The sequence below is a fragment of the Stieleria magnilauensis genome, from assembly GCA_007753675.1.
Lineage (GTDB): Bacteria > Planctomycetota > Planctomycetia > Pirellulales > Pirellulaceae > Stieleria > Stieleria magnilauensis.
In genome coordinates this window covers 7747196-7768831 of sequence record CP036432.1, presented here as the reverse complement: position 1 = coordinate 7768831, position 21636 = coordinate 7747196, and the positions used below count along the sequence as shown (strand labels likewise).

The following is a 21636-nucleotide window of genomic DNA, read 5'->3' as shown; positions in this document are numbered from 1 at the left end:
CCTTCATCGAACCTACCACGATCGAATTCATATGCGACACGCAGCCCTGCTCTTTCTGATCACGCTTTCGGCCATCCTGCTCGGCGCCCCTTCACTGAGCGCCCAGCCACCCAGCGACGATCCCTCCACCGATCTGTCGCCGGAAAAGGAAGCGGAACTGATTTCCGAAGCACGGCAGATCACCTTTGACGGACTGCGTGCCGGCGAAGGCTACTTCAGCAGCGATGCCAAACGGATGGTCTTTCAAAGTGAACGCGATCCGGCCAATCCGTTCTACCAAATTTTTTTGATGGATCTCGAAACCGGCGATCTGCAACAGATCTCACCCGGGCAGGGTAAAACGACCTGCGCCTGGATCCACCCCAGCGGCGATCGGGTGCTGTTTTCCAGCACGCACCACGATGAAACCTCGGTCGCAAAGCAGAACGAACTGCTCGAGCTTCGCCGGACCGGAAAACAGCCACGCTATTCGTGGGACTACGACCCCGAGTTTGAAATCTACGAGCGACTCGATGACGGCACGTACAACCGACTGACCGAAGCGGTCGGCTATGACGCCGAAGCCAGTTACAGTCCCGACGGAACCCAGATCGTGTTCGCGTCGAACCGAGCCGCATACTCCGAGACGCTGTCGCCGCGCGAGACTGAGTTGCTGAAGACCGACAAGTCGTACTTCATCGACCTGTACATCATGAACGCCGACGGATCGAACGTCCGCCAGTTGACCGACGTCAACGGCTATGACGGCGGCCCGTTCTTTTCTCCCGACGGAGCCCGCATCTGCTGGCGACGATTTTCCGAAGACGGAACGACGGCGGAAATCTACACGATGGCCACCGACGGCACCGACGTCCGCCGCTTGACCGACATCGGCGCAATGAGTTGGGCACCCTTTTATCATCCCAGCAGCGACTACTTGATCTTCACCACCAACCGACACGGCTTCGGCAACTTTGAACTTTACTGCGTCCGCGCCGATGGCCAGGGGCAACCCGTTCGCGTGACCTACACCGATGGATTCGATGGCCTGCCCGTCTTCTTGCCCGGCGGCGATCGCATCGCGTGGACCAGCAACCGAACGGCCGAGAAACGTTCACAGATCTTTCTCGGCAACTGGAACGATGCCGAGATCCGCAAACGCCTGGGATTGACCGACCAAGACGACGCGGATCGACAAGCGGCACTCGATGCCGCCGAAGAATCATCGCCTCAATTCACGCCCGCCGACATCGCCCGCCACGTCGATTACTTGACGCGTCCGGAATTGGAAGGTCGTTTGACGGGGACCGAAGGCGAACGACGGGCGACCGCTTACGTCGCCGCTTACCTGGAAAGTTTGGGGTTTGTCCCGGCCGGCGAATCGGGCACGTTTTTTGATGAGTTCCAGTTCCCGGCGGGTTGTTCACTGACCGACAACAACACGCTCACCATCGGGGACCAGACCGGAACCTTGAACGAAGATTGGCGTCCACTTTCCTTTTCAGCCGACGGCCAGATCGAGCCCACCGAGGTCGTTTTCGCCGGCTATGGCATGCGTGTCCCGGCCAGCGAAGACTCGCCGGAATACGACAGCTACGTCCACCTGAACGTGGCCAATCGATGGGTGATGGTGTTTCGAGATTTGCCCCAAGACATCACCCCCGAACGGCGACAGCAACTGGCGCGTTTCAGCTCGCCGCGCCGCAAAGCGACCTTCGCCCGCGATCTCGGCGCCAAAGGCATCATCTTCGTCGCCGGCCCGACCAGCAAAGTTCAGAACGAGTTGATTCGCTTTGACTCCACCGCCTCGGCCGGTGTCAGCATCGCCGCGATCTCGATCACCAATGCGATGGCGTCCAAACTGTTCTCCGAGTCCGACGGCGACCTGAAAGAACAGCAAACCCAACTCGACGACGGATCGCTGGCGATGGGCTACATCCTGGAAGGAGCGAAGGTCGCCACGACGATCGAAATCGAACGCAAAACGGGAACCGGACGAAACGTGATCGCCCGTCTGCCCGCCGGCGATAGCACCGCCCCCACGTACCCGTTCGTGATGGTCGGCGCACACGTCGACCACTTGGGGCGTGGTTCCGGCAGCAACTCGCTGGCCAAGGACGACGAACGCGATCTGATCCATCAAGGCGCCGATGACAACGCGTCGGGAGTCGCAGCGATGCTGGAGATCGCGCAATACCTGGCAGACGAAAAACGGGCCGGACGGTTGAACGCCAAGCGGGACCTGGTGATCGCCGGTTGGAGCGGCGAAGAACTGGGACTGTTCGGTTCCCAATCCTTCATCGAATCGTTCGAGACACTGTACCCCGATGCCCCCAAAGTCGAGATCGATGAAGAGGCCGAGCGTGCCGCGCGGGCTCACGGCATGACCACCAACGCCGCGCCGTTGACCTCCGCGATCGCCGCGTACCTGAATCTGGACATGGTGGGACGACTGCGCGAGAAACTGGTCGTCCAGGGAATCGGTTCGTCGCCCAAGTTTGAAACCTTGGTCAATCGCCGCAACGTACCCGTCGGCCTGTCGCTGACGCTGGACAAAACCAGCACGCGATTGCCGACCGATGCCTCGGCCTTTGTCGCCCGCGATGTTCCCATCTTGTCGGCGTTCACCGGCGCCCACGAAGATTACCATACGCCGCGGGACACCAAAGAGAAGCTGAACTATGAAGGCGCAGCGAGCACGGCTCGGCTGTTCGCGCTGATCGCCCGCGGCCTGTTGACCGACGCCGACGTTCCCGAATTCAAGCTCGACGAAGGCGAGAAGCAACAAGACGAAGTCCCGCGCGCGCGACTGACCGCCTACCTGGGAACGGTGCCCGATTATGCGGCGGGAAAGATCAAGGGGCTGAAATTGAGCGGCGTCGCCGGCGAGGGTCCGGCGGCCAAAGCGGGCGTTCAGGGCGGCGACGTGATCATCGAACTCGCCGGAAAGAAGATCGAAGACATCTACGATTACACCTACGCCATCGAAGCCCTGAAGATCGGCGAAGAAGTCGGCATCACCGTTCGGCGGGGCGATAAAGAGGTGCCGCTGAAGATCACCCCCACTTCACGCGACTGAAAAAGGGTCACGAGCGCGCTGGTGTGCAGGCTTCAGCCGCCCACCGTCGCTGCGCCGCAGCGACCCGAGAATCGCCTCAAGGCTAAACACCAACGGCGCTGGTGTGCAGGCTTCAGCCGCCCATTTCGCTGCTCCGCAGCGACCCGGAATCGCCTGAAGGCTAGACACCAACAGCGACTAAAAGGGTCAGGAGCCTCGTTTTCAGTTGGCTCGCGGGTGCGCCCGTTCGTAAACCGCGCGCAGGCTGGCGGCACTGACATGCGTGTAGATTTGCGTGGTCGCCAAACTCTTGTGACCGAGCAACTCTTGAACGCTGCGGATATCCGCGCCGCGGTCCAACAGATGCGTCGCGAACGAATGACGCAAGGTGTGGGGACTGGTTCGCGAATCGAGTTCGGCGACGGCCAGGTATTTCTCCAGCATCCGGCCGACACTTCGCGCGGTCAGGAGATTTCCGAAGCGATTGACAAACACCGGCGCCTTGCGTCCCAACGCCTGACTTTTGTCGCTGCGTTGGCGGCGTTTGGCGTAGGCTTCGATCGCCTTGATGGCGAACGAACCGAGCGGACAAATCCGTTCCTTCCGGCCCTTCCCGCGGACGCGAACGATTTGTTCGTGCGTGTCGATGTCACCGTCCTGAAGCCCGACCAGTTCGCTGACCCGCAATCCTGCCGAGTACATCGTCTCCAAGATCGCGCGGTCGCGAAGCCCGGCAACCTTGTCTGCCGGCGGGGCGAGCAATAAACGCCCGACCTCGTCGTCGGTCAACACGTGTGGCAGCTTGCGTTGCCGACGCGGATTGCGCAACGGCTTCGCCGGGTTGCTCGTTGCCAGACCTTCACGCATCGCGAATTTATAAAAACTGCGCAGCGCCGCCAGTTTGCGGGCGATGCTCGAACGGGCGTAATCGGCTTGCTGGAGCGCCGCTTGAAACGACCTCAGTTCCTGCGGCGAAAGCGAATCGGGATGCGGCACCTTGCCACGCGTCGCTTCGAGCCACTCGACGAAGCTGAACAGATCCTCGCGATAGGATTTGATCGTCAACTCCGACGCGTTGCGTTCGGTCACCAGGTATCGCAGGAACTGGGCGATCGCTGAGTGCATGCGGGCTCCTAGCTAAAGTCTTCGACCGAAAGGTTGTCGAGTTCGTTATCGATCAACAGGTCGTCTTCGACGGGCACCGCGTCGCGGATCTTGCGACTCAGCATCGCCGCGTCGTACCACGAGAAGTCCAATTCGGGATTGGCGGCAAACCGTGCGAGCTGACGTAGCGTTTGGTCGCGATTGGCATCGTCGAACATGAAGATGAATTTCTCTTCGCCTTTGACCAAAGCCAGCACGTTTATCTCTTTGTCCATCTGCGTGGGATGCCTGCAATTGAGCGGAAGTCACGGATGCGATTCGGGGCGGTGGTGCGGCCGAGTAAATGATCTCGACCATTCGTCCCAGGGAGAGCTATCGGCATGCCGCGAGGCGGTACTGAGCGGCGTTGGCTGCGATCGTGATGCAAGCGCCGTTTTGTCGCGTTGCGGTCCCTACCAAAGCCAGTGATTCCCGAAACGCCCGAGGCGTCACAATCGTTCAACTCGAATCGACGGGGGACGACCGAATCCAACAAGAGGGATAAAACAACAATGCCTGCGAGCACGAATCGATCGCAACTCACAGGCATCCGGTCTTGAGGTCAACACCAGTGTGTCTTCCGAGAGTAGGTGTCTACCGAGGGTAAACGTACAGCGGTACGACGACCGTCTGGCGATACGGGTAGCGGCTACTCATCATCGGAATCGAATTCCAATTGGGACGCAGCGGTTCGTAGCCGGCCCACAGGTTTCGTTCCATCCGCTCCATCCGCTGTTGCGAACGGAATTGGGCTCGGGCTTGGCGGAGTTCGGCGGCGGTCGGCTCGCCGGCGGACAGGTCGGACGAACTGGGCACGACATCGACCAACCGGGGCGTGACGATGATGTCGGCGTCCTCGGCGGCAGGCTTCTGGGCAACGCGTTGCGGCGCAGCGGCTTCGGGACGGGTGATCTCGGGCGGAGCGATGTCCGGCGCAGAGGATTCGGGAAACGGGAACTGGGCGAGGGCCGAGCCGGCCGTCAGGATTGATGCCATGGCGGCCCAGACGAGACCGAGCAGACCGTTTTTGAGGTTGGATTTCATGGGATTCCCCGGGGTAATTTTGGAAGGGCGGGTGGGAATCGAATCGGCATCATGGGTCCAGCGGTATGAGCGTGGCAAAAAACGTGAGGCCAAAAACCCTGCCAAACGGTCTCTTCGTGCCGGTTATCGGGTCATCGATGGTTATTTTGCTGCCATTGGCTCGATCCAACCGAAAAGTCACCCGTTCGGGGATGGTCATTTGACGCCAGTCTGCAAAGAATGACGCAGCACAGGCAAATCATCCCGCTCCACCCTGCTGGCGTCCCATGCCGAACTGTTTGCAGGGTCCCGCCCCCCTCATTCTGATTTTGGAGAACCCCATGAAAAACGTTTTACGAATCCTCGCCGGTTCCGCCGCAGCCGCACTGATGACTTTTTCACTCGGCTGCCAACCTCCAAAACCACCGGCGCCGGCTGCCGACAGCTCCGAACCGGCCGCGACGGTGACCAGCAATACCAGCGGCAGCAACACCACCAGCAACATGACGGGAAACACGACCACCGCCAGCGAAACGCCCGTCGGCGAAACGCCGTAGCGGACGAACAAGAGCAGATTGCGGTCGCCGCCACCCCCGACAGGTCTTCTTCAGACGCATCGGGGGGCGCCAACGCCTGGCTCCGCCTTCGACACCATTCGGGCGATCCGTTTGACGGGATGTTGTGATAAACTGTGACGGTCGTGGCTCGCCGCCACCGAAGCACCCCGTCAACGCTCCCTATCGACCCGCGCTCTATGAAACTTTTTCCGTGGTTGCCCGCGATCTCGTGTGCCGCAGTCGTCGGCACTGCAGTCTTCGGCGCCGCCTTGCTGGTTCTGGCCTTTGCATCCCCTGTTCAGGCGACGGAGGTGCAGATCGAATTAAGCTCGGGTGAAATCGTCAGCGGCCAATGGGCCGGGACGACCGCTTCGTCGCTTCAACTCCATGACGGATCGTCGCTGCGAAAGTTGCCCGCCGACCAGGTCGTCACTCTGAAGCTGGCTGCGCCGCAGGAGACGTCGGCCGGCCCGACGATCAACGTCACGTTGACGAACGGATCGTCCCTCTTCGCGCAAGACGTTTCGATGGATGACACGACGGTCAAGATTGAACCGCGGCGTCAATCCGCAATCAATGTTCCGATCAATCAGGTGCGTTCGATCCGCTTTCGTCAGGGCGGACCGGCTACCGATCCGCAGTGGTTCGGATTGGAGGACAAAGAGCAGCGTAGTGATTTGATGGTGATTCGACGCGGCAATGACCAGCTCGATCCGATCGAAGGCGTGGTGGTCGGCTTGGATCCGCAAAACCTGCTCTTCGAACTCGACGGAGACAAAATCGAAGCGCCGCGAGACCGCCTGGAGGGCGTTTTTCTTCGCTCGGCTGCGTCCTCGGATGCGAGGGCAGCGGTCAAGGTCAGCGACATCTTTGGTTCCACGTTTCTGGTCGCCCGTCTGGAACCCAGCGACGCGACCGACGCGATCGAGATCCTGTTGCCTGGCCAGGTCCGCCATCGCATTGCATTGGATCAGATCCAGCGCATCACGTGGTCCAGCGGTCGAGTCATGTTGGCGCGTGAAAGCCCCGCCTCCAACGGAATGTCCCCCCTGTTGCAAACAAAATTGCCGACCAGCCTGATGACCGAATGGTTCGGACCGGCGGCCGAGGGCGAAGATCTGGTGATGGTCGCCGGAGGAAACGCCGAGTATCGCGTCGAGCCTGGATTCCAAACGCTGGCCGGAAGCGTCGGGCGAGATAAACTTGTCTCCGCCGGCGGCACCGTTACCGTTCGCGTGGTCGTCGATGGCCAGGTGCAATGGGAACAGTCGCTGACCGATTCGAGCAGCAAAGGATTTCGCGTTCCGGTCGCGGGCGCCAACCGCGTCCGGCTGGAAGCCTTGGCAGGCGATGATGGTGACGTCGGAGACCAAGTCCGATTCTTGAAACCCAGGTTGATCAAGTGAGCCGACGAGTGAACGACCGATTGCCGCGATCCGCCGCGCTTTTCACCGCGTCGGTGTTGGCGCTGTTTGCCATCACGCCGTTCTGCCCGGCGCGAGTGTCGCGCGCGCAAGACGCTGCCCCCGATACCATTTCGATCGCCGGCCCTCTCGAGTTGGATCCGCTGCTGCAGTCGGTCGAACAGGCGCGTGTCGCGGCGATTGATCGCGCCCGTCCCAGCGCCGTCAGCGTGTTTGTGCCCGGTGGCGGAGGCGGCGGGAGCGGCGTGCTGATCTCACCAGACGGCTTCGCGCTGACCAACTTTCACGTCACCAGCCCCGCCGGAACGTTCATGCGTTGCGGGTTGAGCGACGGCCGCGTCTACGATGCCGTCTTGGTCGGACTCGATCCGGTCGGCGACTTGGCGATGATTCAGCTGCTCGGACGCGATGATTTTCCCTATGCCACGCTGGCCGACAGCCGACAAGCCCGCGCCGGCGACTGGTGCATGGTGATCGGCAATCCGTTCCTGCTGGCGACCAATCTTCAGCCCACCGTGACCTGGGGAATCCTCAGCGGCGTCGGGCGTTATCAGTATCCTTCCGGCACGTTGCTGGAATATGCCGATTGCCTGCAGACTGATGCGTCGATCAACCCCGGAAACTCGGGCGGCCCGATCTACAACGCTGAAGGCGAATTGCTGGGCATCGTCGGGCGGTGCTCCTTCGAAAAACGCGGACGTGTCAACGTCGGCGTCGGTTACGCGATTTCCATCAACCAGGCGAAAAACTTCCTCGGCTATCTGCGCAGCGGCCGCATCGTCGACCACGCCACACTCGGCGCGACCGTGACGACCGATCCCGATGGCGGAGTCGTCGTCAGCAACATTCTCGAATCCAGTGACGCGTACCGACGCGGGCTTCGCTACAACGCCCAAATCCTGGAAATCGATGGCCGTCCCGTGATGACCGCAAACGATGTTCAAAATGTGCTGGGTACCCTGCCCAGTGGATGGCGTGTCCCGGTCACGTTTCGCTACGACGGAATCACCAAACGCGTCCCGGTACGATTGATGGGCGTTCATCGCCAGGACGAACTGCTGGCCAAAATGTCCTCAGCCCTGCCGCCCCCACCGCCGGTTCCCGATCAACCGGAAGACGAAAACGACGCGGAAGAAAAAGACGGCGAGGAAAATCAAGACAAAAACGAAGACGATGACGAGACGCCTCAACCGCCCGATCGAAAACGGGCGCGGCCGCCATCACCCCACGGCGGTGCCAAACCGGCGATCCCCAAATCGGTTTCCGACCTGATCATCCAACGCCGGGGATTCGCCAATTATCACTTCAATCAAGTTCAGCAGGACCGTTTCATCGACTCGCTGCGAAACCAATTCCCCGCCGATCAATTTCCCGCCGATGCGGAATCGAAATCCACTGCGTGGACCATCACCGGCAAGACCGGCGAGGCGGAGGTCAAACTCAGCGTCGCCGACGATCAGTTTGCGATCCTTGTCGGTGAAACGGCGATGCAGGCGACGAAACGATCGGAGCTGTATGACGCGGTCGACACCGATTCGATCGCCGGGATTCTGCCCGCGCTGGATGCCTGGCGGACCATGTTGAAACTCGGCCCCCAGAAGTTCGGCGAGGCTTACTACCAAGGCACGATGCCGTTAGGCGGCGAACGCCCCCTCCGCGATTGTATGATCGGTCTGTACGGGGACATGGAAGTGCGCTGGCTTTCTCATCCCGAAAGTGGTTTGGTCGAATGCGTCGAAGTGTTCGCCGATCGCGACTCGGACCCGGCGGAACTCTGGATCCTTCGCGAGGGCGACAAGATCAGCGGATTGGAATTGCGTTACGGAACCGACGTCGCACTGAACGTCTCGATCAGCGACTGGAAGCAAACGGAGACCGCACAGCCATGATGCCCACGCGTCTTCCCTCGCCAACCCTCGCTGCACCGCTGCACCGACTGGCCTGCCTGCTGGCCGGCCTGCTCACCTGGCTGCCGATCACAGCCGAAGCGTTGGCCCAGCCGCCCACTGCACCCATCACACGTGAAGTCCAACAGCGTGTGGTCAAGATTTACGGTGCCGGCGGAATCAAAGGGCTGGAGGCCTACCAAAGCGGTTTTCTGGTTTCACCGGAAGGCCACATTGCGACGGCTTGGAGCTATGTGCTGGACGTCGAACCGATCGTGGTGCTCGATGATGGACGCCGGTTCGAATCCACGATCGTGGGGATCGAGCCCGCGCTCGAGCTGGCGGTCCTAAAAGTCGACGCCTCTGACTTGCCGTACTTCGAAGTCGACAAAGAACTCCATGCCCAGTGGGGTGATCCCATCTTGGCCGTCAGCAATCTGTTCAACATTGCCGCGGGCAACGAACCGGCCAGTGTGATGCAAGGCACCATTGCCGCGGTGACCAATTTGGACGCACGGCGCGGCACCTTCCAAACACCCTACCGCGGCAAAGTGCTGATCTTGGATCTGATCGCGAACAACCCGGGTGCCGCCGGCGGCGCGGTGGTCGATGGCGAGGGCCGCTTGATCGGCATGCTGGGGAAAGAGCTTCGTGACAGCGGCACCGGGGTCTGGCTGAATTATGCCTTGCCGATCGATGCGCTCCGAACCGCACTCGGTGACATCATCGCCGGTCGCACGACGACCGTCCCCAAAGAAGAGAACCCCGTGCTGCGACGGGACCAGTCACACAACCTGACGACACTGGGATTGGTGCTGGTGCCCAACGTCCTGGAATCCACACCGGCCTACATCGATGCCGTCGCCCCCGACTCGCCGGCGGCCGATGCAAAACTGCGTCCGGACGATTTGATCTTGTTGCTGGAAGGACAGCGTGTCGGTGACCAACAAACCCTGATCGATCTTTTGCGTCGGATCGATCGGCGCGATGCCGTGTCAATCACGATCCAGCGCGGCAACGAAGTGCTGCCGATTCGTTTGCAACCTTAGGAGCCCGCCGCGTGGTGAAATTAAAAACGGTCTACTGGTTCACGTTCGTGTCAGCCTGGCTGCTCGCAAGCACCGTCTGCTCGGCACAAAGTGACACCGCAGAGTATCGCCAAGCGATGGCCCGCGCGGTGCGCAACGCTGCCGAGCGTGTCTTGCCATCGATCGTTTCCATCGAAGTGATCGGAGTGGCCGAAGTGGCCGGCGGCGGCAACCAGCAAAGCGAAGTCGCCCAAGACGCTCCGTCGTGCGGGATTGTCGTTGACGCAGAAGGGTACATCGTCGCATCGGACATCATCGTCCGTCGTCCATCGGCCAGCATCTTGGTCGTCTTGCCCGACGCGACTCGACTGGCCGCAACCCTCGTCTCCCGCGACTATCACCGCGGTCTGGTGATGCTCCGGGTCGATACCAAAACGCCCCTGGTCCCGATCGACTTGGCCGAAGCGGTGAACACGCCGATCGGGTCAACCGTCGTCGCCATCGGACGCTACGGCGGCGATCGATCGCCGATGGTCAGCAGCGGCATCTTGAGTGCCACCGGCCGATTGGAAGGCACGATGTTGCAAAGCGACGCGCGCGTCTCCCCATCGTTTTACGGCGGCCCGTTGGTCGATCTGTACGGAAACGTGATCGGTGTCCTGGTCCCCGCAGTCGCCGAAGGCGGAGCGCCGGACGACACCAGTTGGTACGACTCGGGAATCGCGTTCGCCGTCCCGTCGCCGGTGTTGGCAAACAAACTGCCGCGTCTGCGTGCCGGAGAAGACATCCGCAAGGGGCTGATCGGGATTGTCCCCAAGGCCAAAGACCCGTACGCCGAAGACACCGAACTGGCAGCCGTCCGCAGCCGATCCCCGGCGGAAAAATCCGGCATCCAGCCCGGGGACTCCGTCGTTGCCATCGGCGGCAAACCCGTCCGGATGTTTCAGCAAATCAAACAAGCCCTCGGCCCCTACGACGCCGGCGAGTCGCTCGAGATCACGTTGCGTCGAAACGGCGAAACACGGACCGTCAGCGTCACGCTGGCCGAGTCGATTCCCCCGTTGAATCCGCAGCGTCTGGGCGTCTGGTTGACCGAAGAGACGCAAGAAGACACCGAGGAAGCCAACGACGAGGCACCGAAGCAGCCCAACGTGGTCGTCCGCGCCGTCGTCCCCGACACGGCTGCCGACGGCAAATTGAACCCCGGCGATGTGATCAAGCAAATCAATCAAACCAAAATCACAGACGTGGCAACGGCCGGTCGGACGATGATCACCGCGGTCGCCGATGAAGAACTGACGCTGGCCATCGATCGTGACGGGGAACCGTTGGAAATCAAATTGATCCCCACGTCGATCGCCGGACCGACACTCAAAAAGACGATCGATCAATGGTCCGGCGAACCGCCTGAAAACCCTTGGGATGTCCAGGAATTGCGGCTTCCCGATGTCCCCAATCTCGCCGCCTACGTGGCCCCCAAACCCGATGCGATGGCGGCCGACGACGGACTGGCGTTGCTGGTGCTGTTGCTCCCCCCGGACACCCGCGACCCGCAAAAAGCGTTGCAGGGTTGGCGCGATGCAGCCGGAAAATCCGGCGTCGTGGTCTGCGCCGTCTGCAGCGAAGATGAACAGCGTTGGCAACAAAAAGAAATCGACGTCGTCTCTCGCATGGCCACCCTGATGGCGCAGCGAGTCCCCGTCCTCGTTAGCGCGGTCGCGGCGAACGGTGCGATCAAGGACACGCCGGCTTCGGCAGCCGATTCCATGGTGATCGCGATGGCGCTGTCGGATCGAAAGAATTTTGCCGGCATCGCGGTCTCGGCAAGTGCCAAGCCCCCCGCCGTTCGGCTGCGTGAAAACGAGCCCGATCGCGCCCTGGAAATCATGTTGCCGATCGAGTCACTCGACGACGGCCCGACCTGGCTGGCACCGCTGGCGAACGCCGGATACCCCATTGCGTTGGGCGGTGAAACAGAGATCGATGACCTGCTGCGTTGGGTTCGCTTGCTGCAAACGATTTGAATGATCCGCCACACGGTTTGGGCCCGTCCGCTCACGCCAAACGGCTGGTCATCGTTTGATCTCAGCCGGTTCGCGCCGGCGTCCGAGGACCACGAGCGGACGCTTCGTGCGGGTATTTTCCGACCGCCGGACCTCAAACCGGCGTTGTCTCGTTAAACTCTTGTTGTGACGGCTCCCGTCGCGACACCTTTCTGCCCCGTCGTCCTTTAACCCTGTCCCGCAGCATGATTTACCGTACGCTTCTTTCACTCGCCCTGCTTTTCGTTCCGCTGGTCAGTCACAGCGTGGCAGCCCAGTCGGGCGTGCTCCACTTTCCCGCCAAGGGTGACTCCCAAGGCAAAATCGTTCTCGTTTCGGGCGACGAAGAGTATCGCACCGAAGAGTCGATGCCGATGTTGGCCAAAATCCTGAGCGTGAAACACGGCTTTGATTGCACCGTTCTGTTTTCGATGTCCGCCGATGGGCGATACATCGACCCGAACAACCAGAGCGGCGTGGTCGGCTGGGAAGCGCTCGACGATGCCGACTTGATGATCATCGGAACGCGTTTTCGCAAACCCAGCGAGTCGCAAGCGGCCCACATCACCAAGTTCATCAACGCCGGAAAACCGTTGATCGGGATCCGCACCGCGACACACGCCTTCAACGGAAAGGGTTCGTTCGGCGGTGAGGTGACCTATGGCAACTTTGGACGCAAGATCCTTGGTGAGCAGTGGGTCAGCCACCACGGCCAACACAAACGCCAAGGCGCGCGAGCGGTGATCACCGATCAGGCCGCAGGGCATCCGATCCTCAATAGTGTCAGTGACATCTTCGTCCCCTCGGACGTTTATGGAGTCACCCACCTGACCGACCAGGACACGATCCTGTTGCGTGGCGCGGTGACCGAGTCGCTCGACCCGAAATCGGCCAACGTCGAGGGACCCAAGAACGATCCGATGCAGCCCCTGGCTTGGCTGCACCCCTATGAGTCGCCCTCGGGGACCAAGGGGCAATCGTTTTGCACGACCGCCGGTGCCAGCGTCGACTTGGTCAACGAGGATCTACGCCGACTGCTGGTCAACGCCACCTACTTCTTGCTCGACAAAACGGTGCCGGAAAAAGCCGACGTCGCCTACGTGGATCCGTATTACCCGACCTTCTACGGATTCATCAACGACAAGGAGTATTGGGAGGAGCTGAATCTGCAACCGACAGACTTTGAACTCGGCAAGGCCCCCCATCGCGACGACCCCAAGGGCAGTCCCGAATGGCCCTTCCGCGATCGCCCGTAAATCGCGTCGGCCGTCGATGCCATTTGTCATCGGCCATGCCGTGCATGCCCTTTTCCGTAGACTTACCTCACGCGCCGCGTGACCTATTCGTCGACTTGCTTGGCGACCAACCGCGCGCGAACGCGGTTGCCGTGTTCCTGGGGTTCGCCTTCGCGTTTGTACATCTCGATCGCTTGCTCGGTCTTCCCGAGCGCCTCGTGCAAGCGGGCCAGATTGTAGCGGGCCGCCGGCGTCCAATACGATTGCTGCTCCTCGGTCAGCACGCGTTTTTCAAGCCAGCTTTCGGCGGTTTCCAGTCGGCCGTCGTCGGCTTGCAGCAGACTCAACCAATACGTCGCGGTGCGTTTGCCCATTCGCAGCAACCCTTGGATCTGAGCGACTTGTTGGTCGTACACTTGTGCGTCGACGCCCAATTCACGTCGAATGCCGTATTGTTTTTGAAGCTCGACATCGATCCTCAAATCCTCGATCTCGAATTCCGGCGCCCGCTGATTCATGTACAACGTCCGCGCGCCGGTGACGCTGTCTTCTTCGAGATCGGCGAACTGCCCCTTCAAGTGTTGCCATCGCCCGCGTGTCAGTTCTCGTGCGCTTTCGAAACCGGCATCCATCATCGCCCAGCGTGCCATGTACCAGAACGCGAACACCGGATCACGTTGGGTGTATTGTTGGCTAATCGACTGGTAGATCTCGGCTTTCACCGGAACGTCCCAAAGTCGAACCGAGCTGATGCCCGTGACCGCGTCAAATCGTTCGGCAAGGGTATCGGCATCGACATAGACGTTCATCCTGCGATCGCCAGTTAAACCCGATTGAAGTTTCTTCATCCGCGGGCTGATCGCCTCGGGCAACAGATTCAACAACGCCACACATTGTTGAACGTCTTCCTTGGTCACCGGATAGGTGAATTGATCCAGACCGGCAATTCCCAAACGCCGCAAGACGACGGCGTCGCGGCGTGCTTGGGCCAACGTCGCGATTCCGACCTGATCCGGACCGGGGACAAACACGCCCAGAGTCGGCTCGAACAGATAGATCTGGTCACCCGCCAGCACGCCGACGCAAAACGGCGTCACGGCCCCGGATTGGCCGTCGATCGTGCCCAACACCGCGGCGGGGATCCCCGACTGTCGGCACAATTGGGTGAACACCCCGGCCCGTTGCAGTCCGTCACCGGTTCCACGCATGACGGTTTGAAAATCCGTCTGACGATAGCCTGCGCCGCGAAATTCGATGCCCGCAGGAAAGTCGGGTCCTTGCGGCGCGGGATTCAACGGCTGGTTCGGCTCCAAGGCGATGTTGCGAATCGTCCAGTCGAACAAACGCGTCGCCGTGACCAGCCGATCGACCGTCTCGGCCGGAAGCGTTTCACGCTGCTGCTTGAACCAATCGGTCAACAGAGACTCGTCCTGCTGCGGCACGTCCACCCAACTGTACAGCGAGTGGAACAGGTAGCTGTCACGCAGATGCACTACATCGCTAGGCAAAAAGGTCCGGCCGGTGACACGGTCGGCCAATTCGTTTTGCGAGATTAAATCGCCGAGGGTGTCGACCAGCTTGGGTTCGGTGACTTCACTCGGCGGCCGGGTGGCACTCCAGCCGTTGAGATGAAACGCGATCTGCTCCTGCGCCTTTTGCGGATCGAGTTCGACGTACTTTCGCAGCAACACAAATGATTCACCGAGGTGATCGCGTCGCGAGAGCGTTTCTTGCTGGGCTTGCCGGCGACTTTGGATTTCACGGACCAGCGCCGTGTCGTCCTGACACCCGACGGTCAACAGGCTCGCCACGCCAATCCACAGGGCTCCCCATCGATGGACGCCACCGCGACTGCGGTTTGGAACGGGGAAGGTGAAGCAAAACCTAGGGAGCTTGGTCGGTGCCATTCAATTGGCCAACGGAGAGGATCGTGTGTCGAATCTGGAGCAGGCGATCGACCAAGCCCTCGAATCGGTCCAGGGGCACCATGTTGGCACCATCACTCGGGGAGGAATCTGGATCCGGATGGGTCTCGAAAAAGATCGCGTCGATACCGATTGCTACGGCCGCGCGGGCTAATGGTTCGACCATTTCCCGGTTTCCCCCCGTGGATCCCTGCCCCGATCCGGGCCGCTGCACGCTGTGCGTTGCATCGAACACGACTGGCACGCCGAGCGACCGCATGACCGGCAGGGCTTGCATGTCATTGACCAGTCGGCCGTAGCCGAAAAAGGTCCCCCGTTCGCAGAGCATCACGCCCCCATCTCCCGCGGCGTTGGCTTTGTCGACCACGTATCGCATGTCTTCGGGAGCCATGAACTGGCCTTTTTTGACATTCAGGGGCCGCCCGGTTTCCGCCGCGGCAACGATCAAATCCGTCTGGCGGGCCAAAAACGCGGGGATTTGAAGCAGATCACAGACCTCCGCGACCGCCTGGGCCTGGTCGGGCAAGTGGACGTCAGTCGTCACCGGCAACCCGGTTCGGCGCGCGATCCGGTCGAGCATCGCCAGCCCCTGCTCCATGCCGGGTCCACGAATCGCCGCAGCGCTGGTGCGATTGGCTTTGTCGAATGAAGCTTTGAAGACGACATTGACGTCGTCTCGCGCGTTGATTCGGGTCAGAACGTCGGCGATCTGCGATGAAATCTCATCCGATTGCAAGACGCACGGACCGGCGATCAACAACAACGGCTGTCGGTCGCCGCACCGATACGGGCCGACGGAAACGGATCGGACACCTGCGGAAGTCTCTGAATTACTCATACCCGTGAGTTTGGGCGATTCGCTGAGTTCTGGCAATCGCAGTGCGAGGCGTTGTTCTCCGGTCGGGCAAGAGCCGAGAGACCGCCTGAAGACCGAACACCATCGCGCGGCATCCGCCTCACAGATCCTTCAACCGCTGAACTGCCTCTTTGGCACGCTTCAGGAACGCGTTTTTCGGCTCGCCGGCCTCCAGGAAAATCGGCGCCCCTATCGTGATGCAACTCAACAGCGGCACCGGCAACACTTCGCCCCGCGGCAAAATCCGATTGACGTTGTCGATGTAAACCGGCACCAGCTCCAAATCGGGACGTTTCTTGCCCATGTAATATAGCCCGCTTTTGAATTCGCCCATTTCGTCGCCGGCACTGCGTCCGCCTTCGGGAAACACGATCAGCGAATAAATGTCCCCCATTTCTTCCAGCATGATATCGATCGGACTGCGGTGCACCTTGATCTCCTTGCGGTCGATCAACAGCGCGTTGAAACTGGCCGCCATGTGCGGCTTGACCCAGCCAGAACTCCAATAGTCCTTGGCCGCCACGGGGCGGGTGACCGCACGGATTTCTTTGGGCAGCGCAGACCACAACACCACCGCATCCAAATGGCTGGTGTGATTGGCAAAATAGATGCGCTGACAGGTGTCGGGCTGACAATCCACCCAGCGCACGGTGAAGCCGCTAAACAGCTTCGCCAACAGAACGATGACATGACTAGTGAGGGTCATGCCCCAAGTCTAATCATCGTTTGCAGCGAGAATAAGTGGTCGCAGCCTGACTCCGACCGGCCTACTGCGACCGCATGACCGCCGGGTCCGCTTTGGCAACCGGGGCTTGTTGTGGGCAGGCTCGGTCATAGAGCGACGTGGCCAGATTTTGATAGCCGGCAACCATCGACTCGAGCGATCCGGTACGAAGCACCAAGTCCCGTCCGGCCTGGCCCATGCGACGCCGCAGCGCCGGATCGCCGAGCAGTTGCTCGATCGCCTGGGACATCGCATCGAGATCTTCGGATGCGAACAGACGGCCGGTGCGATCGTCGATGACGGTCTCGCCGACTGAGCCGACGTCGCTCGCCACCACCGGCACTTCGCAGGCAAACGCTTCCAGGATCGAGACCGGCGAGGCTTCATTGAGCGAACACAACGTGAAGACGTCCAACGCCGAAAGCAGCCGCGGTGTGTCGTGACGTGTTCCTAACAGGTGAATTCGATCCGCCACCTGAAGCGCTTCGGCGAGCCGTTCGATGGCACCACGCTCGGGTCCGTCACCGACGATTAACCAATGCAACTGTGGATGACGATCACGCAGTTGCGCCGCGGCGCGAACCAACAGCGAATGATTTTTTTCGCTGCGAAGTGCCGCCACGATGCCCACCAGCTGCGCGCCCGGATCGAGCTTCAATTCCTCACGCACCTCCCGGCGATAGGCTTCATTGGGTCCAAACCGTTCACAATCCACCCCATTGCGAATCACGTGGACCTTGCCCTGGGGAAAGCCTTCGAACTGATGCAAGAATTCGCCGTGTGATTGGGCCACCGCGATGAAGGCATCGGTCAACGGCGTCAAGGTTCGATTCAAACGCCCCACGCCGTCGGGCCATCCGGTGCTGTGCAGCGCCGACGCAATCACAGGCACTCCGGCCAGGAAGGCGGCCAGACGCCCCCAGAACATTTTGTCGCCCGCACCAACGGTGATCACCACATCGGTCTGACGCCGCCGCATCAGCCGAACCAGCCGGAACAGCACGCTGACGTCATATTTGCCGCCGATCAACTGGCTGTGCACGGGAAACTCATCGGCAATCGCCTCGCCCAGTGGGCCCGGCTGCTTCAAACAAATCACTTCCGGACAGACCACACTGCGATCCATCCGCCGCAGCAGGTTGACCAACAACGTCTCGGCACCGCCGACCGGCATGCTGGTGATCACAAACTGCATCCGCAAGGGGCGGTGGGGTTGTGGTGGCGGACCACTTCTCCACCTACGACGAAACATCATGGGGTTGGTCTATTGATAAATGGGGAACTGCGATGACGGCGAGGGGCGAGCTGGCAAACGCGGTCAATCGATGGCGGTGTCATCACCGGGCAATCGGCTTCCCACCTGTGGTTTGGGATCACAAGCGAACACTGTTTAGGGTTTACCTCACGGACTTTCATGCGGCGTACGAATCCCGACGCGTCGCAAGGCCGACACGATTCGGCCCCCCGATTCACGCGAACTTTAACGGTTCTACGGATTTCAGGCCGAAAAACCAGGTTTTCGCGTTGGTTGGACTTTCAACAAAATCTGTCGTTTTGTTAAAGCCGTGGTGCATTTTCTTTTCCGCACAGGCTTTCCGATCATGCGACGAAACAATCCAAGACGTTTGGGGACAGTCCCAATGACCACATTGACCCGCGTGCTGCTGACCGCAGGGGCGTTGCTGGTCATGGCGGGCTGCCGCAACACGACCAGTACGCCCGTCTCGCCGCTCGGCGGCTCGTCGCTGCTCTCACCGCTGTCGCCTGTTCAAGGCACCGCGACGCTGTCACCGATTCAGCCGACCTCGGGCATCGGAACGTTTGGAGCCCCCACCCGCGTGCCCCCGCCGCCCACGGGATCCTATCGCTCGCCGGGCAACTACGGCGCACCCTCCACCTATGGTGCCCCGACGGGTAACTACGCCCCCGGCGGATCAGTCCCCAACGGTCCATCACCTTCGGGAGCCACGCTGGGCTCCAACGGAATGACGCGTGGTTTGACCGACCTGAGTGCACCGGCCGCCTACGCCGGCGGCGTGGGATCGGGCAGTGGCGTCCGTCAAACGGGTTGGATCGGCGACGCATCGCAAGGCAACAACGGATTCGGAAACGGAGTCGATCCGCGACTGTCCCCGGCAAACCAAGCAACCCCGACGGCAGATCCGGCGGCCAGCCCTCGTGCGGGAGGGATGCAGGTGATCGACTTGACGCATGCCCCTTACCCCCCCGGCTATGTTCCTCCGCAGAACCGCCCCGGTGCCGGAGCGTTCCCCGCGTCCGCACCCTATCCACAGACGGCCCCCCAGACGCAGAGCAACCAGTTTCCCAACAGCCAACCGGGCTTCGGTCAGCCGACCAACTCGACCTTTGTCCGAACGGCGAACGGCTTTTCGGACGCGACCAGTTTTGGCGACCGCTCGAACGTGCAAACCGCCGGCCGTCCCAACAGCGCGACCCTGCCGTCGACCGAACCCTTTCCGTCCACGACCACCAGTGGCGACAGCGACCTGCAATGGCGGCGTCCCTCGCCCAGGTTTTGATCAACGATTCGCCGGCCATTCTTTGGCGTGGCCACGCCGGGTGGCTATACTCTGTTGACCTGACCTGGGATCGATCCTCCATTCTCCTCTCGTCGTTGGTCGCTTATTCAAATGTTACGTTTCATGCTTTTGGCCGCAATGAGCTGCGGTCTCGCCGCGACTTCGGTTGCAGATCCCGTTAATTTTTATCTGGAGGAGTTCGGTGATCTGGGAACAGATTTAAGCGACACTCATTCCGCCCCGACAGTGCTCGGATCGCTGCCTCTCGGTGAAAGTTTGGTCGCCGGATTCATCGAGAACGCCCAACGAAGTGACATCGACATTTTTACGTTCACGGTTGATACGAATCTGGCCCTCGATTCGATCCTGCTTTCTGTCGACGGCGATCGACACTTTCTCGCAATCTCCGAAGGGACTCAAATCAGTCCGACCGAAAGTAACACCATGCTGACGGCGCGACTGATCAGCAGCTCGCAAGCGAACGACAACTTGCTGACCAACGACGATCCGTTCGCGCCGGACACGTTAGGAATTTCAGCGCCGCTCGGTCCTGGCGACTACACGATTTGGCTGCAAGAAACACAGTTCGAAACGTTCGGCTACGCGTTTACCTTCCAGACCAGCACCATCACTGCGATTCCGGAAGCGTCTTCAGGGTTTCTACTCGTGGCCCTGGGAACCTCGTTGGGATTGCGGCGGAGACGAAGGCGGTAGCGTAAAGGCCTCGCCGCTGGACGCCGACCAGGCCTGTTGGAGTGTCTGGAGCGAGCCGGTCATTCCATGGACGGACGCGTCGCACTGACAACCATACCGACGACGTCGCGTCCACGTTCCAGTCGCAGCGTATCGATATCAATGTTGATGGCATCAAAGCCGGCTTGGGAAAGCGTGTCGCGGATGTAAATTTCGCGATGACGGTAGCGACCGTGTGGTTGCAACTCAAACACTTGCTCGCTGGTTTCCTCCTCTGGGTCAATCCGTTCAACGGTAACGACCAACTTCCCATTCGGCTTCAGGCACTTGTAAAATCCGGACAAGACATCGTCCAACGCTCCGAAGTAGCACAGCGTGTCGCCGCAAACGATCAAGTCAAAGGGGCCGGCGCCGGACATCAGAAACTGCGTCAACTCACGCTCGTAAAGCTCGTCATAGGTGTTCCGCTTCTTGGCTTCTTGCAACATGTCGTCGGACAGATCGACGCCGACCAGATGCCGGGCCAACGGTCGCAACGCCTCGGCACACAAACCGGTGCCGCATCCGGCATCCAACACGTCCAGCTCTCTCCCATCGATCCCGATCGACTGGATCGCTTGAGCCACCAACTCCGGCACCCGGTACTGGATTCGCTGCAATTGTTTCTCGTAGGACTTTGCAAAGTTCTCGTCGAAGGTCTCGCGGACGTAATCGTCGTCACATCGCTCGGGCGCCCCTTCGCCGGTGATCGAAGCGACCATGTGTCGCGCGACGGCGTTGTCGGGATCATGTTCCAACCACGCCCTCCACACCTCCAACGCTTCGTCATAACGGGTGACGTCTGAAAGTGCGCGGCCGAGGTTTTCGCGCGCGCTGGCGAAATCCGGATCCAATTCGATCGCCCGTCGAAACTCGTCGATCGAATCGTTGTACTCGCCCGCGTCCTGCAACACGTTGGCCAGGTTGTAGTGAACGATACTCTCGTCGGGAAACTCGTTTCCGAGCTCCCGGAAATGGTCGACCGCAGCGGTGGTTTCGCCCAGGTCGATCAGACAATTCCCCAAGTTGTTCTGGGCTTCGAGGAACTCCGGCTGGATCGCTACCGCGGCCCGATACGCTTGCAGCGCTCCGTCACGGTCCATCAGGTTTTGACAGGCCAGGCCGAGGTTGTAGTGATAGATCGCGACATCGTCGCGGAGCTGAATCGCTTTCTGAAAGCACTCGGTCGCCTCGGCCAATTCGTTCTGCTGTGCGTACACGATCCCCGACAGATGCCAGACTTTGGCGTTTTCGGGATCGGTTGCCCGCAGGCGATTGCAAATGCTTTCCGCCTCCGTGAAATCACCTTGCCCCAAGGACTCAATTGCCGACGCCAAAGACGGTTCCGATGTTGCCACGACACGACTCACTTGACGGTGTAATCGACCTGTGTTCGACCGTCAGTGTATCAAAGATCCGCGTGAGGGGGGCCACACCCGCTCCACGCACATGAGCGTCTTGTCTGGAGGCGATTTCAGACGAGT

Annotated in this window: 17 protein-coding genes; 9 read left to right on the top strand and 8 right to left on the bottom strand. The window is 60.6% G+C overall.

The genetic code is table 11. The features are described from left to right. Positions 1–31 precede the first annotated feature (31 nt). On the top strand, positions 32–3058 hold the full coding sequence (locus TBK1r_RS27575; protein ID WP_145218138.1) for a M28 family peptidase: 3027 nt from the start codon (positions 32–34) through the stop codon (positions 3056–3058). A 201-nt stretch (positions 3059–3259) separates the two neighbouring features. Here TBK1r_RS27575 and xerC read toward each other — a convergent pair whose 3' ends face one another. The 3 genes from xerC to TBK1r_RS27560 all read right to left on the bottom strand — a co-directional run bounded on the left by xerC (position 3260) and on the right by TBK1r_RS27560 (position 5224). Continuing rightward, on the bottom strand, positions 3260–4162 hold the full coding sequence (gene xerC / locus TBK1r_RS27570) for a tyrosine recombinase XerC (protein ID WP_145218136.1): 903 nt from the start codon (positions 4160–4162) through the stop codon (positions 3260–3262). 8 nt (positions 4163–4170) lie between these two features. Continuing rightward, positions 4171–4416 (bottom strand): hypothetical protein, encoded by a 246-nt coding sequence (locus tag TBK1r_RS27565; RefSeq protein WP_095740473.1) that lies wholly within the window; start codon positions 4414–4416, stop codon positions 4171–4173. Positions 4417–4774: 358 nt separating this feature from the next. Further along, the gene (locus tag TBK1r_RS27560) at positions 4775–5224 is read right to left on the bottom strand and encodes a hypothetical protein (protein ID WP_145218134.1); all 450 of its coding nucleotides are present in this window, start codon (positions 5222–5224) and stop codon (positions 4775–4777) included. Positions 5225–5544: 320 nt separating this feature from the next. On the opposite strand from TBK1r_RS27560, the gene TBK1r_RS27555 reads away from it, so the two are divergent. The 6 genes from TBK1r_RS27555 (at position 5545) to TBK1r_RS27530 (ending at position 13396) form a co-directional block, all read left to right on the top strand. Then, complete coding sequence (locus tag TBK1r_RS27555; RefSeq protein ID WP_145218132.1) at positions 5545–5760, top strand: hypothetical protein; 216 nt, start codon at positions 5545–5547, stop codon at positions 5758–5760. A gap of 197 nt (positions 5761–5957) precedes the next feature. Continuing rightward, positions 5958–7166: an NPCBM/NEW2 domain-containing protein gene (locus tag TBK1r_RS27550; RefSeq protein ID WP_145218130.1), complete on the top strand. Its 1209-nt coding sequence runs from the start codon at positions 5958–5960 to the stop codon at positions 7164–7166. Between the two features lie 8 nt (positions 7167–7174). Beyond that, positions 7175–9073, top strand: a complete 1899-nt coding sequence (locus TBK1r_RS27545; protein ID WP_419580462.1) for a S1C family serine protease — start codon at positions 7175–7177, stop codon at positions 9071–9073. After that, entirely contained in the window at positions 9070–10119 is a 1050-nt protein-coding gene (locus tag TBK1r_RS27540; RefSeq protein ID WP_145218128.1) for a S1C family serine protease, read from the top strand. Before TBK1r_RS27545 ends, TBK1r_RS27540 begins: the two co-directional genes overlap by 4 nt. Before the next feature lie 11 nt (positions 10120–10130). After that, positions 10131–12122, top strand: a complete 1992-nt coding sequence (locus TBK1r_RS27535) for a S1C family serine protease (protein ID WP_145218126.1) — start codon at positions 10131–10133, stop codon at positions 12120–12122. 224 nt (positions 12123–12346) lie between these two features. Continuing rightward, positions 12347–13396: a ThuA domain-containing protein gene (locus TBK1r_RS27530; RefSeq protein ID WP_145218124.1), complete on the top strand. Its 1050-nt coding sequence runs from the start codon at positions 12347–12349 to the stop codon at positions 13394–13396. Between the two features lie 83 nt (positions 13397–13479). On the opposite strand, the gene TBK1r_RS27525 is transcribed toward TBK1r_RS27530, so the two are convergent. From TBK1r_RS27525 to TBK1r_RS27510, 4 genes are all read right to left on the bottom strand, one after another. Continuing rightward, positions 13480–15186, bottom strand: coding sequence for a tetratricopeptide repeat protein (locus TBK1r_RS27525; protein ID WP_419580461.1), 1707 nt, complete (start codon positions 15184–15186; stop codon positions 13480–13482). A gap of 73 nt (positions 15187–15259) precedes the next feature. Beyond that, complete coding sequence (kdsA, locus tag TBK1r_RS27520) at positions 15260–16138, bottom strand: 3-deoxy-8-phosphooctulonate synthase (protein ID WP_145218120.1); 879 nt, start codon at positions 16136–16138, stop codon at positions 15260–15262. 118 nt (positions 16139–16256) lie between these two features. Further along, positions 16257–16862, bottom strand: coding sequence for a lysophospholipid acyltransferase family protein (locus TBK1r_RS27515; protein WP_095740464.1), 606 nt, complete (start codon positions 16860–16862; stop codon positions 16257–16259). A gap of 61 nt (positions 16863–16923) precedes the next feature. Beyond that, on the bottom strand, positions 16924–18075 hold the full coding sequence (locus TBK1r_RS27510) for a glycosyltransferase family 4 protein (RefSeq protein ID WP_145223102.1): 1152 nt from the start codon (positions 18073–18075) through the stop codon (positions 16924–16926). Between the two features lie 445 nt (positions 18076–18520). On the opposite strand from TBK1r_RS27510, the gene TBK1r_RS27505 reads away from it, so the two are divergent. Then, positions 18521–19420 carry a hypothetical protein gene (locus TBK1r_RS27505; protein WP_145218118.1) on the top strand — a complete coding sequence of 300 codons (900 nt, stop codon included), beginning with the start codon at positions 18521–18523 and terminating at the stop codon, positions 19418–19420. A gap of 138 nt (positions 19421–19558) precedes the next feature. Continuing rightward, the gene (locus tag TBK1r_RS27500; protein WP_145218116.1) at positions 19559–20134 is read left to right on the top strand and encodes a hypothetical protein; all 576 of its coding nucleotides are present in this window, start codon (positions 19559–19561) and stop codon (positions 20132–20134) included. A gap of 59 nt (positions 20135–20193) precedes the next feature. Here TBK1r_RS27500 and TBK1r_RS27495 read toward each other — a convergent pair whose 3' ends face one another. Further along, positions 20194–21510 (bottom strand): tetratricopeptide repeat protein, encoded by a 1317-nt coding sequence (locus tag TBK1r_RS27495; protein ID WP_419580460.1) that lies wholly within the window; start codon positions 21508–21510, stop codon positions 20194–20196. Between the last annotated feature and the right edge of the window lie 126 nt (positions 21511–21636).